Annotated in this window: 9 protein-coding genes and 1 pseudogene; 7 read left to right on the forward strand and 3 right to left on the reverse strand. The window is 40.3% G+C overall.

The genetic code is table 11. The annotated features are described in order from the left end of the window. Window positions 1–239: 239 nt before the first annotated feature. Window positions 240–1,562: an ATP-dependent RNA helicase SrmB gene (gene srmB / locus BKK47_RS06810; protein ID WP_077494131.1), complete on the reverse strand. Its 1,323-nt coding sequence runs from the start codon at window positions 1,560–1,562 to the stop codon at window positions 240–242. Between the two features lie 100 nt (window positions 1,563–1,662). On the opposite strand from srmB, the gene BKK47_RS06815 reads away from it, so the two are divergent. Beyond that, complete coding sequence (locus tag BKK47_RS06815; protein WP_077494132.1) at window positions 1,663–2,361, forward strand: tRNA1(Val) (adenine(37)-N6)-methyltransferase; 699 nt, start codon at window positions 1,663–1,665, stop codon at window positions 2,359–2,361. Window positions 2,362–2,418: 57 nt separating this feature from the next. On the opposite strand, the gene pnuC is transcribed toward BKK47_RS06815, so the two are convergent. Next, entirely contained in the window at window positions 2,419–3,093 is a 675-nt protein-coding gene (gene pnuC / locus BKK47_RS06820; protein WP_077494133.1) for a nicotinamide riboside transporter PnuC, read from the reverse strand. Window positions 3,094–3,270: 177 nt separating this feature from the next. Between pnuC and rapA the strand changes: the two genes are divergently transcribed. After that, on the forward strand, window positions 3,271–6,057 hold the full coding sequence (gene rapA / locus BKK47_RS06825) for an RNA polymerase-associated protein RapA (RefSeq protein ID WP_077494134.1): 2,787 nt from the start codon (window positions 3,271–3,273) through the stop codon (window positions 6,055–6,057). A gap of 2 nt (window positions 6,058–6,059) precedes the next feature. After that, a complete protein-coding gene (rluA, locus tag BKK47_RS06830) occupies window positions 6,060–6,719 on the forward strand; it encodes a bifunctional tRNA pseudouridine(32) synthase/23S rRNA pseudouridine(746) synthase RluA (RefSeq protein ID WP_077494135.1) in 660 nt (219 codons plus the stop codon). 41 nt (window positions 6,720–6,760) lie between these two features. Here the strand turns inward: rluA and BKK47_RS06835 are convergent, their stop codons facing one another. Beyond that, window positions 6,761–8,254, reverse strand: a complete 1,494-nt coding sequence (locus BKK47_RS06835; protein ID WP_077494136.1) for a PTS transporter subunit EIIC — start codon at window positions 8,252–8,254, stop codon at window positions 6,761–6,763. Window positions 8,255–8,704: 450 nt separating this feature from the next. On the opposite strand from BKK47_RS06835, the gene tssH reads away from it, so the two are divergent. The 4 genes and pseudogenes from tssH to BKK47_RS06855 form a co-directional block, all read left to right on the forward strand. Next, the gene (gene tssH / locus BKK47_RS06840) at window positions 8,705–11,302 is read left to right on the forward strand and encodes a type VI secretion system ATPase TssH (protein WP_077494137.1); all 2,598 of its coding nucleotides are present in this window, start codon (window positions 8,705–8,707) and stop codon (window positions 11,300–11,302) included. 106 nt (window positions 11,303–11,408) lie between these two features. Next, window positions 11,409–12,785 (forward strand): DUF4123 domain-containing protein, encoded by a 1,377-nt coding sequence (locus BKK47_RS06845; RefSeq protein WP_077494138.1) that lies wholly within the window; start codon window positions 11,409–11,411, stop codon window positions 12,783–12,785. Window positions 12,786–12,792: 7 nt separating this feature from the next. Continuing rightward, a complete protein-coding gene (locus tag BKK47_RS06850; protein WP_244149116.1) occupies window positions 12,793–15,678 on the forward strand; it encodes a toxin VasX in 2,886 nt (961 codons plus the stop codon). A gap of 6 nt (window positions 15,679–15,684) precedes the next feature. Next, window positions 15,685–16,219, forward strand: a pseudogene (locus tag BKK47_RS06855) (hypothetical protein); the annotation flags it as partial.

Here is a 16,219-nt window from a genome sequence, read left to right on the forward strand (position 1 = left end):
TGAAGGTGGATTTTTACTGCTCAAAATAGAAAAAAAGTGCGGTGAAAATTTTCTGTGATTTTTCAACATTATGTAGAAAATGCACAAAAGCCGTCATTTTAGGACACACTACGTGTGTCCATTATAAAATCAAATTATTTCAACTGTTATAAGCGGGACACACGCAGTGTGTCCCTACAAAAATAAAATTTGTGTAACAGCGATATAATACCGTGATTTTTCACCACTCTTTTTGCTTTCTAATTGTCGTTCTGTGAACTCGGCTTTCTCCGCTTCCCAATATTTTTCGTATCCTTGTGCCGCAATTTCACTTTTTTCTTCGCCGCCTCTTTTTTCTTTTCCTCAAGTTTGGCTTTTATACGGGCTTTTTGTTTTTTAGTCACCGATTTAATTTCACCGTCTTTCGGTGGTTTGGTGCGGGGTTCCAAACCTTCCAAAACACGGGCTTTTAATATTTCTTCCGTATAACGCTTAATTTTGCCGAGTAATTTATAATCGTGGGCTTCCACAAAAGATACTGCAGTGCCTTTTTTGCCTGCTCGAGCGGTACGCCCAATACGGTGTAGATAGGTATCCGCACTATATGGCAAATCAAAATTCATCACATGACTGACATCATCAATATCAATACCTCGAGCCGCTACATCCGTTGCCACTAATACTGTCACCACACCCGATTTTAATTTATCAATGGCATTATTACGCTGGGTTTGTGCCATTTCCCCTTCTAAATAGGTGGAACGAATCCCACGCTTGCGTAAAACTTCAGCCAGCTCTCGTGCCTCCTCACGGCGACGTACGAACACAATACCACGATGGACATTTTCCGTTTCAATAAAACGAGCCAGTAATTTCACTTTGTGTTCATGACTATCGGCGTGGTAATACCACTGATTGATTTTTTTCCGTTCACGGCGGCTGGGTTCTGCGTCCACTTTTACAGGATCATTAAGCAAGCGTTCGGCGAAATCCACCAACAATTCCCCTTCAAGGGTGGCAGAAAACAATAAGGTTTGTTTACGCCAACGGGTTTCCGCTGCAATTTTTTCCGCATCTTGTCCAAAGCCCATTTGCAACATTCTGTCTGCTTCATCAAAAATTAATATTTCCACCGAACGACAATCAAAATTTTCTTCTTGAATGTATTGCAATAAACGCCCCGGTGTCGCCACTACCAAATCTTGATTGGTGTTAAACACTTCGCCGTGGTTTTGATAGGCCACACCGCCGGTGATGGTAGCGATATTTAAATGGGTAAATTGTGCCAATTCTTCCGCTTGTTGTGCCACCTGCATCGCCAACTCACGGGTTGGGGTTAAGACAAGAATACGTGGAGGACCCGGTTTACGACGTGGATAATCAAGCAGATGTTGCAATACCGGCAATAGAAATGCCACCGTTTTTCCTGTTCCCGTTGGGGCAGAACCTAACACATCACGGGCTTCCATTGCCGCAGGTATGGCATTTAATTGGATCGCCGTTGGGCGTGAATAGCCTTTTTTTTCAAGGGCTTGAAGAAGTTCAGGAGAAAGATCGAATTGCTCAAATTGGGGAAAATTCATTATTCTACGGTTCTTTGTTAAAATTGGCGCGAATTATACCTGAAAAGCCCTGAAATGCCTAAAAATAAACAGGAAAGTGCGGTCAATTTAAGAAATATTTATGAGTAGTTTCACCTTTAAACAATTTCACATTAATCAACAACATTGTGCAATGAAAGTGGGCACGGATAGCATTTTACTGGGTGCTTGGGTAGATATTGCACAGGTTAAAAATGTGCTGGATATGGGCAGTGGCACCGGTCTGTTAGCCTTAATGCTCGCACAACGGAGCTCACTGGATTGTTTAATTTCTGCAGTGGAATTAGATCCTGCCGCCGCTCAACAAGCACAAGGGAATATTGCCCATTCCCCTTGGCAGGAACGTATCAATCTGATTCAAGCGGATGTGCGAGATTTTTTGCATACCAGCTCCGAAACCTTTGATCTCATTGTCGCCAATCCGCCCTATTTCGATCAAGGTGTGGAATGTAAAAATGAGGAGCGGGAGCTCGCCCGCTATGCCAAACAAAGCCATTTAGATTGGCTGATCTGGGCGGCTGAACGCTTATCCGAAACAGGAAAAATCAGTTTTGTTCTGCCTTATGAGGCGGCAAAAACACTCGAAAAACGGACCGCACTTTATTGCATCAAACAAACAGAGATCATCTCTAAAGTCGGCAAATCGTCGCAAAGAATGTTAATCACTTTTTCCAAACAACCACAAAATTTATTGCGTGATCAAATCGTAATTTATGATGAGGAAAACCACTACACGAATGAATTTATCGCACTAACGAAGGATTTTTATTTGAAATTTTAATAAAAAAGCGAACCCTAAGATTCGCCTTTAGCTTCTAAAGTGCGGTTAATTTTGCAACTATTTTGTTAATTTTGTCCAGTTGTAATAGCCGTAAAGGGAGTTCAGTAAATACGCACTGTACATTAAATACATCGCCGGTGTTTCCGCCCATAAAATAATAGAAAGAATATTAAGGACAATCCACAACAGCCATTGTTCACGATAACGCAAAATCATCAGCAACTGGGCTGCCACCACGATAATGGTCGTTAAGCCGTCTAAGCCTGTTGAACTTCCACCCGCTGCCTGCAAGGCCTGCACAAATAAAAGCGTACCAATACCGATAAAAAGCGCGAGGGCAATCCAACCTTGTGGAGTGAGTGCCTTTGCCACCACGCTTTCTCCGCCATTGTCATTTTGCATATTGTTTTTCCACATAAAATAGCCGATAAACTGTGCCGGCAAATAGACATAAAGTACAGTGTTCATTTCCCCTAAGAAATTTTGCCCCCATGCCACATAAAAATAGGTATAAGCAAAAATCAAGCCGAAGAAATAGTTGCTGATTTTCCCTTTACTCACCAATACCACGCACAAAATGCCCGAGATGCCAGAAATCATCTCTAGCAAAGAATTATCATCTTGCTGCACATACGCCCAAATTTGCGCAATAATAAACACCACCAACCAGATCACCTCAAAAGGTTTCCAACCGGATAAGAACTCACGTTTAAGACGAGCAGACCAATCCATTTTTTACTCCATAATAATGAAAGACCACATCATTTTTACACCGCACTTTGGCAAAGTAAAGTATAGAATCCGAGTATTCATTACGATTGTGATTGAGATCACGGTTTTCATTGCTTTCCCTTTTAATCGGGCTACAATAGCCGCCCAAATTTTAATGAATAAAAAATAGAGAATTGTATGACATCTTTTGCCCTTGGTCAGCGTTGGTTAAGCGGAAGTGAAAATAATCTTGGATTAGGCATCGTTACCGCCTTTGATTCACGTACTGTGACGTTGCATTTTCCCGCCTCTGACGAAACACGTATTTATTCTATCGCTCAAGCACCCCTTACCCGTATCCAATTTAACAAAGGCGAAATGCTGAAGCATAAAGACGGTTGGCAAGGCAAGATTGTGGATACTCAAAGCCTAAACGGCTTGAATTTTTACTTGGTAGAAAATCCACAAGGAGAACAAGTTATCGTGCAAGAAGGCGATATTTCACCGATTATTTCTTTTAGTTCGGCGAAAGATCGACTTTTTTCCGCACAACTCAATCGCAGCCATCATTTTGCTTTGCGTTATCGCACGTTAAAGCATCAACAAGCCCAATTTCAATCACCATTGCGTGGTTTGCGTGGTATTCGGGCGGGGCTCATTCCTCACCAGTTGCATATTGCCGCTGAAGTGGGTAACCGTGTGAATCCTCGAGTATTGCTTGCTGACGAAGTGGGGTTAGGGAAAACCATTGAAGCTGGGATGATTTTACAAAATCAACTGTTTGCCGAAAAAGTTCAACGTGTATTAGTGCTTGTGCCGGAAACCTTGCAACATCAATGGTTGGTTGAAATGCTCCGCCGATTTAATTTGCATTTTTCATTGTTTGATGAAGAACGCTGTGCCGATTTTGCCACTATGGGTGAAAATCCTTTTAGCTCGGAATCGCTGATTATTTGCGCCTTAGATTGGTTAGTGAACTCGCCAAAACGGGCAGAACAAGCTCTTGATGCGGTTTTTGACTGCCTCATTGTAGATGAAGCCCATCATTTGGCTTGGTCTGAAACCGCCCCAAGCCGTGCGTATTTATATGTTGAACGACTTGCAAAAGTGATTCCTTCCGTATTATTGCTCACCGCTACACCAGAACAATTAGGGCAAGAAAGCCACTTTGCCCGCTTGCGATTACTCGATCCCGAACGCTTTTTTGATTATGCAGCCTTCCAAGAAGAACAGCAGCACTACCAACCGGTTGCGGATGCCGTTCAATCTCTATTAGCGGAAAAACCGTTAAGTGAGGTGGAAAAAAATCAGATTTCTACGCTATTAAAAGAACAACATCTCGATCAACTTTTCCAAGAATTGGCCTCCCAAAATGGGGAAATACAACAAGCGGCGCGTCAAACATTAATCCAAAACTTGATTGATCGTCATGGCACAAGCCGTGTGTTATTCCGCAATACGCGCCAAGCAGTGAAAGGTTTTCCACAACGTATTTATCACCCGATCACTTTAACGGTTGAAAATACCGCTCAAATGGAAGAAGTGAAAGCCCAATGGCTGTTAGATTTTTTAAAAACACGACGTGATAAAAAAATCTTTGTAATTTGCCAAAGTGTGCAAACAGCCATTCACCTTGAACAATATTTACGAGAAAAAGAAGGAATTCGAGCCACGGTTTTCCATGAAAAAATGTCTATAATTGAACGTGACCGTGCAGCGGCTTATTTTGCTGATATGGAAAATGGCGCACAGGTTTTACTCAGCTCCAGCATTGGCTCAGAGGGGCGAAATTTCCAGTTTGCAGACACTTTAGTCTTATTTAATTTGCCACAAAATCCTGATTTACTTGAACAATGTATTGGGCGTTTAGATCGGATTGGACAGTTGAATGATGTGCAAATTTATGTGCCTTGTGTGGAAAAATCTGCCGATGAGGCATTGGCTCGCTGGTATCACGAAGGATTAAATGCCTTTGAACAAACCACGCCAATGGGTATGGCATTATTTGAACAATTCTCTCGCTCACTACAAAAAGTGCGGTCAAATTCAACCGCACTTTCAGAGCTAGGTAACCTCATTGCAGACACTAAACAAGCACGTGAAAAACTCAAAATTGCATTGGAACAAGGGCGTGATCGTCTTTTAGAACTGAACTCCAATGGAGGAGAACAAGCAAAACAGTTAGCCAATGCCATCGCAGAGCAAGATAATGAGGCAGAATTAGTCAACTTTGCCTTGAATTTATTCGATATTATCGGTGTAGAACAGGATGATCTCGGCGAAAACAGTATTGTGATCACCCCGACCGGCACAATGCTTGTCCCAGATTTTCCGGGCTTAAAAGAAGAAGGTGTGACAGTCACCTTTGATCGCCAACTAGCCCTTGCCCGTGAAGAACTGGAATTTCTCACTTGGGATCACCCGATGATCCGTCAAGGTATCGATCTCATTGCCTCCGGAGATATTGGAAAAGCGGCAATGGCGTTACTAATTAACAAGCAATTACCTGCAGGTACATTATTGTTAGAATTAATTTATATGGTAGAAACACAATCGCCGAAAGGATTGCAGCTCAACCGTTTCCTACCCCCTACGCCGATCCGCTTGTTGCTTGATAACAAAGGCAATGATATTGCAGAGCAAGTCGAATTCGATACCTTGCACGGCAAATTAAAGCCTCTTGGTCGGGATGTGGCAAATAAAATAATAAAAATGGCGCGCCCGACTTTGGAACAACTCCTTTCCCTAAGTGAAAAAAAAGTCCAACCTCTTGCTCAAACTTACATTAACCAAGCGCAGCAATTGGCGGATCAAACATTGAGTGCGGAAATCCAACGTTTACAATCTTTACAGGCAGTAAATAAAAATATTCGCCAAAGTGAAATTGAGATTTTAGAAATACAGCGTGCTCAATCTTTAGAAACATTGGCAAAAGCAACATGGCGATTGGATAGCGTTCGCGTTATCGTCACCAATAAGGAATAATTATGGCACTGATTGAATATCATCCTCCAATGGAGCCTTATTTAGACATTGTTTATCAAGATAACTATATTTGTGTCGTCAATAAACCAAGCGGGCTCCTTTCCGTACCGGGTAATCAACCGCAATATTACGACAGCGCAATGAGCCGAGTAAAAGAAAAATTTGGCTTTTGCGAACCAGCACACCGTCTCGATATGGCAACCAGCGGCATTATTTTATTTGCCTTGAGTAAAATGGCAGATAAAGAACTCAAACGTCAATTCCGCGAGCGAGAGCCCAAAAAAAATTATCAAGCCTTAGTGTGGGGACATCTTGCACAAGACTGTGGCGAAGTTAATTTGCCGATGATTTGTGATTGGGAAAACCGCCCACGCCAGCGTTTAGATTTTGTCTTTGGCAAAAGAGCGGTCACCAAATTCGAAGTTTTAGAGCGTTTACCCAATAACAGCACAAGGGTAAAACTCACTCCCATTACCGGCCGTTCCCACCAACTCCGCTTACATATGCTGGCATTAGGCCACCCGATTTTAGGGGATAAATTCTACGCCCATCCGCAAGCGAAAAATATGTCGCCACGCCTCTGCCTTCACGCAGAAAGCCTAAGCATCACCCACCCTATCACGGGGGAGCCAATGACTTTTTGTGCAAAGGCGAGTTTTTAAAGAAAACCTCCTCCCTAGAGCATAGGGAGGAGACCAATCATCTAATCTTCTTTTCCTAAAATCTGATTTACTTCGCTTTTATATAATACCGCTTTCGCCCCAAAAACGGCTTGAATCCCACCACCGACTTCCAACACATCAATCGCCCCAAGGGATTTTAATCGTGCTTTATCCACTAATTTCACATCTTTAACCGATACCCGTAAACGGGTAATGCAGGCGTCCACATTTTCAATATTTTCTGCCCCACCAAGACCCGTAATAATATAGTGGGCATTTTCAGTGCGAGACGTCATTTGTAATTCCGCGCTTTCCTCAGTGTCTTCCGCTCTTCCCGGTGTCATGACATTGAATCGGGTAATGAGGAAGCGAAATGAGAAATAATAAAGTAATGCCCAAGGAATCCCTACGAAAACCACACGAATCCAATGTGTATTCTCATTGCCTTGTAAAATACCGAAGAGTAAGAAATCAATAAGCCCGCCAGAAAACGTATTCCCAATGGAAATATTGAGTAAATCGGCAATATAGAAAGAAACACCGTCTAAAAATGCATGAAATACATAAAGCCAAGGTGCAACGAATAAGAACATAAATTCGATAGGTTCGGTAATGCCGGTGATAAATGAGGTTAATGCCGCACCTAAAAATAATCCGCCAATTTTTGCCTGACGGGATTTTGGCACGCAATGATACATAGCCAAGCAGGCAGCCGGCAACCCAAACATCATAGTATCAAAACGACCGGCAAAGAAACGCGTACCTTCGGTGAATAAACCTTGATGGTTAGGATCAGCTAATTGAGCAAAGAAAATTTTTTGTGCCCCAATGATGGTTTCTCCATTTACGATTTCCGTCCCGCCTAATTCGGTGTACCAAAATAGCGGATAGATCATATGGTGTAATCCCACTGCGCCACTTAACCGCATAAGAAAACCATAGAAAAATGTTCCGATCTCACCTATTGAAGCGATGCCTTTACCGGCAGATACCAGCCAGCCTTGAAAGGTCGGCCAAATTAAAAAGAAAACTGCGCCGATAAAAATTGCCGCAAATGCCGTAACGATCGGCACAAATCGAGAGCCGCCAAAAAAGCCCAAGATTTGCGGTAATTGGATATTATGGCAACGATTATGTAGTTTTACCGTTACCAAGCCCATGACCAATGATCCGATCACACCGGTATCAATACTTTTTACCTCAGGAGAAAAGAGGGGAATTAAAGCAGAAATCGTCCCAGTCATAATTAAATAACCGACTACTGCTGCAAGTGCGGCAACACCTTTATCCCGTTTTGCCAACCCAATACCTAAACCGATACAAAGAAACAATGCCAAATTCGCAAAGACCACCGAACCAGCAGAAGACATAATTTGAAAAATCCCCTGCAACAAGGAATTATCCAGTATAGGATAGGCTTGCAGTGTGGCTTTATTGGATAATGCCCCACCGATCCCAAGTAGCAAGCCAGCAGCAGGTAAAATAGCAATCGGCAGCATAAAGGCTTTACCGATTTGTTGGAGTTGTTTAAACATAGGTTCCTCACATTAATTTAAAATTTGCGATTTCTATTATAAAGCTAATAGCCCCAAGCGAAATCATAAATGACACTATTTTTTCTTATCATCAGATCAGACAAAAGTCCAAATAGCAGCACTCTATGACTAAATAACCTTGTGATCAATAAGCAGACTTTCATTTTGTGGTAGTACTAACTCTCTTTACAGAAATTTCATTTCCTAACTTTCTCTCTTTAAGAGTACTCGTAATCAGACAGCAAATGGGCTGCTAACCGTAACTCTCAAACTTTATATAAGGAGAAAATAATGAAAAAATTGAACAAAACTATCTTAATCTGCACAATGTGAAACATTTGATTTTGTACATTTCCAAATAATTAAAATAGTTGTGGTCAAATTACATGTAAAAAAATAGAATACTTAGGTTTTAACATACCTAATTGCTTCATTAAAGGATCACACAACATGATAAAAATTAACTTATCCGCAACCTTAGCTGCATTGAATGATGTTTCAAAATTAATGTTGGAAGAATCCGCAGCCTATGCTATCAGTTGTGGAGAATCTGAAATTCTACCTGCCCATTTACTACTCAAATCGTTAGATAATCCGTTCTCTGATATTCGTTTTATTCTCAACAAGCTTAATATATCTCATGAAGAATTGACCGCACTTTTATTGCACAGAAACCAAAACTCAAATACCAATATCGACTCTATTCCCAGTTTTTCCCCACTTTTAGTCGAAATGTTGCAAGAAGCGTGGTTGCTCGGTTCCCTTGAGTTTGAACAGTCCAAAATTAGAAGTGCCACTATTTTTCTTGCATTAACACTAAATACCTCTCGCTATTTGCCAACCTCCGTTGCGAGTTTCTTAAATCAAATCAATAAAGAAACCTTACGACAATCTTTGCTGGAATTAGCAAAAGGATCGGCAGAATCCCAAGTCTTACCAGAAAATACAGCGACAAATAAACACATTCACACCGATATTTCCGATTTATCCCGTTTCGCTGAAAACTTAACAGAGAAAGCGGCAAATGGGGAAACCGATCCTGTTTTAGCCCGTGATCAAGAAATTGATTTAATGATCGATATTCTTTCTCGCCGCAGAAAAAATAATCCCATTATTGTGGGCGATGCCGGTGTGGGAAAAAGTGCATTGATTGAAGGATTAGCATTACGTATTGTCAATAAACAAGTCCCCCCTCATTTGCAACATGTTGAATTATGGAGTCTCGATCTTGCAGCGTTACAATCCGGTGCCTCCATTAAAGGGGAATTTGAGAAACGTTTAAAATCCGTAATTGATTTTGTAAAAAACAGTACAACGCCAATTGTCCTCTTTATTGATGAAGCACATACGCTCATCGGTGCTGGCGGCAATGAAGGCGGAAATGATGCAGCAAATCTATTAAAACCGGCACTTGCGCGTGGTGAACTCCGTACGATTGCTGCAACTACCTGGTCGGAATATAAAAAATATGTTGAACGAGATCCGGCTCTTTCCCGCCGTTTTCAATTAGTGAAAGTTGATGAACCTTCCATTGAGGAAAGCATTGTCATTTTGCGTGGTTTGAAGCCGCTCTATGAAAAAGCCCATGGTGTCTATATCACGGGTGAAGCACTTGAAACAGTTACGAAACTTTCAGCACGTTATATTGCGGCTAAAAAATTACCGGACAAAGCCATCGATATTTTAGATACTGCCTGCGCCCGTGTTTCCACAGCAAAAGATACGCCTCCTAAACGCCTGAGCTATTTGGATAATAAAATTCATGAAATTAACGTTGCTATCGCCGAGTTTGAGCGTGACTATCAACTAGGCGAGGCAGTAGATAGCCATGTAAAAAGCAAACTAGAAAACCAGCTTTCGGAACTAACAGAAGAAAAAATTACGCTTTCTACACAATTTGAAACACAAAAAGCACTGGTTGAAGAAATTCTATCACTACGCGAAAAACTATCTGATTCTGAAACAGAATATACGGAAGAGGAACGTCAAGAATGGATTACACAGCTAAAAGTCAAAAAAGCTGAATATGAAACAATAAAACCTGAGGAGTGTTTAATTCACGCAGAAGTGGGAAGTAAACAGATCACCGCTGTCATTGCCGATTTAACGGGTATTCCTGTCAATAGCATGACAGGAGATGAACTCACTAAATTAACCGAGCTTCCTGAAATTCTTAATGACAACATTAAAGGTCAATCGCAAGCCATTGAACAAATTCACAAAAATCTACTCACTGCGATGGCGGACTTACGCCGAGCCGGTACGCCTCTCGGAGCCTTATTGTTGGTAGGTCCAAGTGGTGTAGGGAAAACCGAGACAGCTCTTCAAATTGCTGAACATATTTTTGGAGGAAAACAATTCCTCACTACGATCAATATGTCTGAGTATCAAGAAAAACATACTGTATCACGCTTAATCGGCTCACCTCCAGGTTATGTGGGGTATGGAGAAGGAGGCTTGCTTACCGAAGCCATTCGCCAAAAACCTTATTCTATCGTACTATTAGATGAAGTGGAAAAAGCCCATCCGGATGTACTCAACTTATTCTATCAAGCCTTTGATAAAGGTGAACTTGCCGATGGTGAAGGTCGTTTGATTGATTGTAAAAATATTCTCTTTATGCTCACCTCAAACTGTGGCTTCGATGCTGCTAACGACCGTTTTGCCGTGAAAACCGATGAAGAACTCCGCCGTTCTCTCCTCGCATTCTTCAAACCGGCATTATTAGCGCGTATGCAAATCGTTCAATATCATTATTTAAGCACTGATGTAATGCAACGCATTGTAAAAGCAAAACTGGCAAAATTAGAAAAATTAGTCTCTGAACGTTATAAAGTCGCTTTCAGTATCGCCCCTAATATCCTTGAACATATCGAACAACAATGTGAAGCCGATGCCAATGGTGCCCGTTTAGTCGATGCGATTTTAGAAAGTCAGCTCTTACCACCACTTTCTTTAGCTTTACTTCAACGTATCGCAAGCGGGGAGAAAATGACAAGCATCACCCTTAATTTCGACAAAGAGGAATATCAAGTTCATATTGAATAACCCTGATTGTTCGTGATAAAAATACCTAAAATCTTGACCGCACTTTTACTTTTATTTTAAAGTGCGGTCAGTTTCATTTTATTATTTTTAAATTTTTGGGTTTATTATGGAAAAATCACTTTGGCTTGCTACGGCTCATGTGCAACTCGCCCATCAATCAGACCAATTTGTCGCATTAGCGGCCTTTGTTCAAACAAGTGAAGAATTTGAACAACGCGTACAACAGCATTTTTCTCAATATTCGGCACACGTTTGTTTTCAACTTGCCCCTATTCCGGCAAATATCTTTTTTCAACGTCACGGAAGAACCTGGTTACTCCACCAAGCTGCTACCCTTACCGAAGAGGAAATACGTGTAATCCCGCTAAATGATGAAGCACCTCAAGTGCAGATTGAAGAAGATATTGAATATCTGCATTGCCATGTGATTGACAATGTAGAACCACTTGATATGCAGCTTAACCGTATGCCTGCTCTCTTTGCCCCTGAGTCGATTGCATTGCTTTTATGGCCCGATTTCCCGATTCCACCTAATCTGCTTGATTTTCAAAATCGGGACAATCCCCCTATTTTCCATTTCCCCCAACCAAAAATTGATGAGTCCGTGCAAAAACGTCATCTCGACCAATATGCCCATAATGAAAACAATCCCCTTAGTCTAAAAACCTATTTTGTACTCGATGCCAACAAAATACAGTTCTTTCATTCACTTAGTCTGAAAGCCAAAATGAAAAGCCTGTTCCAAGGTAAATTTGGCGATGATACGGCAAAGGTTGCCCCTTATCTCATTGAAGTGATTCGTGATGAAGCCCATATCCACACCGGTGAAATGATGGGATTATTTAGCTTAAAATCCGCCCTACATGAGTTTAACTGGGAAGATAATCTTGGTATTTTTATTCATTCTTATGCTGATTTTGATACGGTTTATCAACATCTGCGTAAGTTCCCTATGCTACAAGATGAGCGTGGGAAATGGCACTTCTTCCGTTTTTACGACCCCAAAGTCTTACGGGATTATCTCAATATCATCGCCAAACGACCGGCAAAATTGCATAAGTTTTTCGGTTATGACAACAACATTATTTATGCCTTTGGCTCAGGCTTTGGCGATAGTTTTCATTACTACACATTAAAAGCCCTCCCCGAGGATACCTTGCCCGCACCTGTGGTAATGACGGATTGGGAGATAGAGGGATTTAAGAAAAAGAAATGGTTGGAAACAAGACAAGACTATTTAGATGAAATCTGGCGAAATTACAACGATAATTTCCTAGAAGAGGATAAAAATCGGTTATTGGACTATCTCGACAAGGCAGTTATTCATGGGTATGAAGATAAAAAAACGATCATTTTCTACGCATTAGCATTATTTTACTCAGATAAAAAACAGATAAACCTTGATGTACTGAAATCATCTTTTATCCAACAAGGGTATAATAAAGATGAAATTACCACACTTTTGTACAAAAAATTAAAGTAAAGACACAATGCCTAAACAATCTATTGATAAACAAGTTGCTAAAAATATTTCCCCTATAAAACAATGTCAGGAAAAAAATATTATTTATCCTGCTCGTTTGGCGCTAACATCCGCACGATTAGCAAAAACCGCCCTTTCTGCAGAAGCATTATCCCTGCCCCAAGGGTTACCTGAGCCTGAAGGATCACCAGACTATGAGTTACGCCGTTTGCGTGACGGGTATATTTATATTCTCACCCTTAATATCGGTGAGAATAATGAGGCAAGTTATACTTCTGATGATTATCAGCTTTATCTTTATAAATATTCGTCTCCCGAATTCACAAGGGATAATGAAGACATCCCCTATTCTTTCCGACAACTTTTTTATTCCAAAAGCCTCAATGAAAAGCCGACTAAAGCCCACCCACCCATGATATTGGTCGCCAAACAATACATTGAGTTACCAAAATCAGCGAGTACGATTGATATTCTTTATAGCGATATGCTGTTATCTCCCGAGCTATTATCCACATTAATGAAAGATGACAGCAGTAGAAAAATCTGGATGAGACGGGTTAATTTATCACAAGGTTCCGGCGTTACCTCTCTGGATAATCTTGAACAATACGTTAAAGACTTTTCAAATGATGCTCTCCCTATCAATAAAGATATAAGTAATTTATATCGTTTTTTCCCTATTGGAAAAACCGGCAAGCCGATTCATCTTCATTCTGAATCGGGAAAAGGATTTATCGTCCCTGTTGAGGATTCTATCGGTACGGCACGGGATTTAGCCTATTACCATCACCACCTAATGCAACTGCGTCAAGATAAACTCAGAAAATACGAGTACGCAATCATGACCGCAGAGTTCATTCACAGTCATGTATTAAGTGAACATTGGAAAGATAAATATCATTACGACGCATCTCTCACTGACGGTTCGGCAGCATGGTATTCAAAAAGACAAGACGATACATTGCAATCTTACTATCGCAAATTATCTATCCATAAAAGCCATTTGTCAGCCAATAGCGATCAAGAAATTTTTAATGTTATTGCGAAAGACCTAGAACTGAACCCGAATGAGATTAAAGGAATGAATGCGATTCATAAAATGGCGATGATTCCCAGCCTGTACGGTTTGCCTTTCAAAAATTTAGCCAATGTGATGGTAAAACATTTAAATAGCGATAATATTCTGCAACGCCTTGCTATGCTTCGTCATATTTTGCTCACCCAATCCTCTGAAAAATCAGCCTCCAACTGGTGTTTATTTATGCACGGTTTATTATTTGGGCTTGATTTTACCTCTTACGGGCGTAATGCGATACTCGCTTCATTAACGACGCAAGAGGACAAATTCAATTTTCCACCGAGCGAGCAAATTGATCACAATCTCAATGGCTTATTAAAAGATCATTTTGATAATCTGGAAAAAATTCTTAGTGTGTTAGAAACTCTCGCCAAAGCCAATACCTTTGATATATCGGCTTATGATTTATTTGTCGATATTATGATTGATAAAGTGTATATCAAAGACTATCGGGGGAAACGTGGAAAACTCGCCTTAAGCGAACAAATTCGACGGGTTTACCAAGTGAACCCCTATACGCAAGAGATTCATTTAAAAGATAACGGCAAGCATGGCGAAAATAAAGTGAAGTCGCCTAAAAATATGAAAAAAATCAGTGAGCGATTCAAGCTGGTAAAAGATAAAAATAATTTGCCGTCAATCACACAAAATCCGATAACAACATCAATTTTCCAAGAAAGCGCCGGCACCTATGCCGGTCTAACCAAGTTATTGGCTTTTGCACCGATTTTTGATTTCTTCTCCGAAGATAAAAGCAAAACCCTAGAAGGGCGTTTAGCCAATGATCCAACGCTTTCCTTAATGCTAATACTTGCACAAGAGGCGGCAAACACGGAAAGCGGGCTAGAACGATACAGTAAACAATTAACCAAACGAATTTACTCGGCCGTTGAAAATTTACCTAACAAAGAGATCATCATGCTTGATCCGGCAAAAACACCGGATAAATTCGATCGATATTTTACCCGTTTTAGAGCCTCGTTAATGAGTGTGAATACCCTATTTGCTTCGATTGGTGCATTGGTTGAATACGGCAACTGGAAAGAAGCAAATTACAAAGGCGATAACTTTTCCGGCTATGGTGCAATGTTGAGAGGCATAGGCGGTTTAACTGTCGAAACCGCCTTTGGCGCATTAGGGATTTTAGCCGGAAAACAGACCGCACTTATCAGCCGATTAACCTTACTCGCCCGTTTGAATATCTATATCGGGCTTGCTATGATTTTTGTGGGCATCATTTTCTCCACCTTGAAAAAAGAAGATATTGAGCTTTGGATTAAGAATGGATACTGGGGGGATAGTGAATTTTATTGGGGGAATGCTGTTGGGGAATTTAGTTGGCTGAGTGATACTAGACAAAAAAGTTTTAGAATTCAATTTGAAAAAAGTCAATTTATAGAATCCTCACATTTAGAAAAAATTATTTATTACTATGAAATAGAAATGCAACGCTATTTCCAATTTAAAGAGGATATTATTCTATCAAAAGTGACTTCTAGAAACATCCTTGTTAAGCATCCTGTAATTATGAATAATGAATTGGCACAATCCATCAAAGTTGAAAAATTACAAATTAACGGCTATTGGATGTATGAAAAACAACCTAGTCAAATTGAATATATTGAACCAGGTAAAGCCATTCTTCACTTTAATACGCCTTGGCAAGAGCTTACTTTAATAAATGTTGAAGATCCCATTTATCTGACAATAAATGAAGATCAAGTTCATACCATAGCGATAAAAGTGTCTATGTCAGACTACCAAGGATCAGAATCCCGTTTTTCTTCTACACTTCAAGAAATTAATATGAGATAAAGAATTATGCAGAAACAAGATTACAAAGAGCTAGGCTTTTCCATAAGAAAATGCGGAAAAGATGAAATTGAAATTCGTCTTTCTACATTCGATGGCTATATCCGTGGATTTGTTCGGGCAATCTTAGTGGGAATGCTCTGTATTGGTATATATTTTGATACTAGCCATGGAATAAAGCCATTTAGCCAAGAAATAGTAAAAATAAAAAATGACTTTATATGGGCATTTTATCCTGATCAAATAGTAAAACCCTTATATTCTGAATATATAAATTTTTCTACAGATCCCAAAATGATAGAGAAGTATAATATTACTTCATTTGAATCATATCAAGAATATAAAGCTGAGTACCTAGATGAATATAAATGGTCCCGAGTTCGTGCTTACTTTCATTTTCTCTGGATACCCTTTGTTATCTTTCTAATCTTTTTCCCAAGAATGAACGGCATTCGGGTAAACCGCAAAAAACGCCTGATTTATTGGCAAAGTATTGCAAAAACCTTTGAAATTGCCTATGTGCCTGAAAAGGGCAATCCCTTAG

It is taken from the genome of Rodentibacter mrazii, assembly GCF_001998825.1.
GTDB lineage: Bacteria > Pseudomonadota > Gammaproteobacteria > Enterobacterales > Pasteurellaceae > Rodentibacter > Rodentibacter mrazii.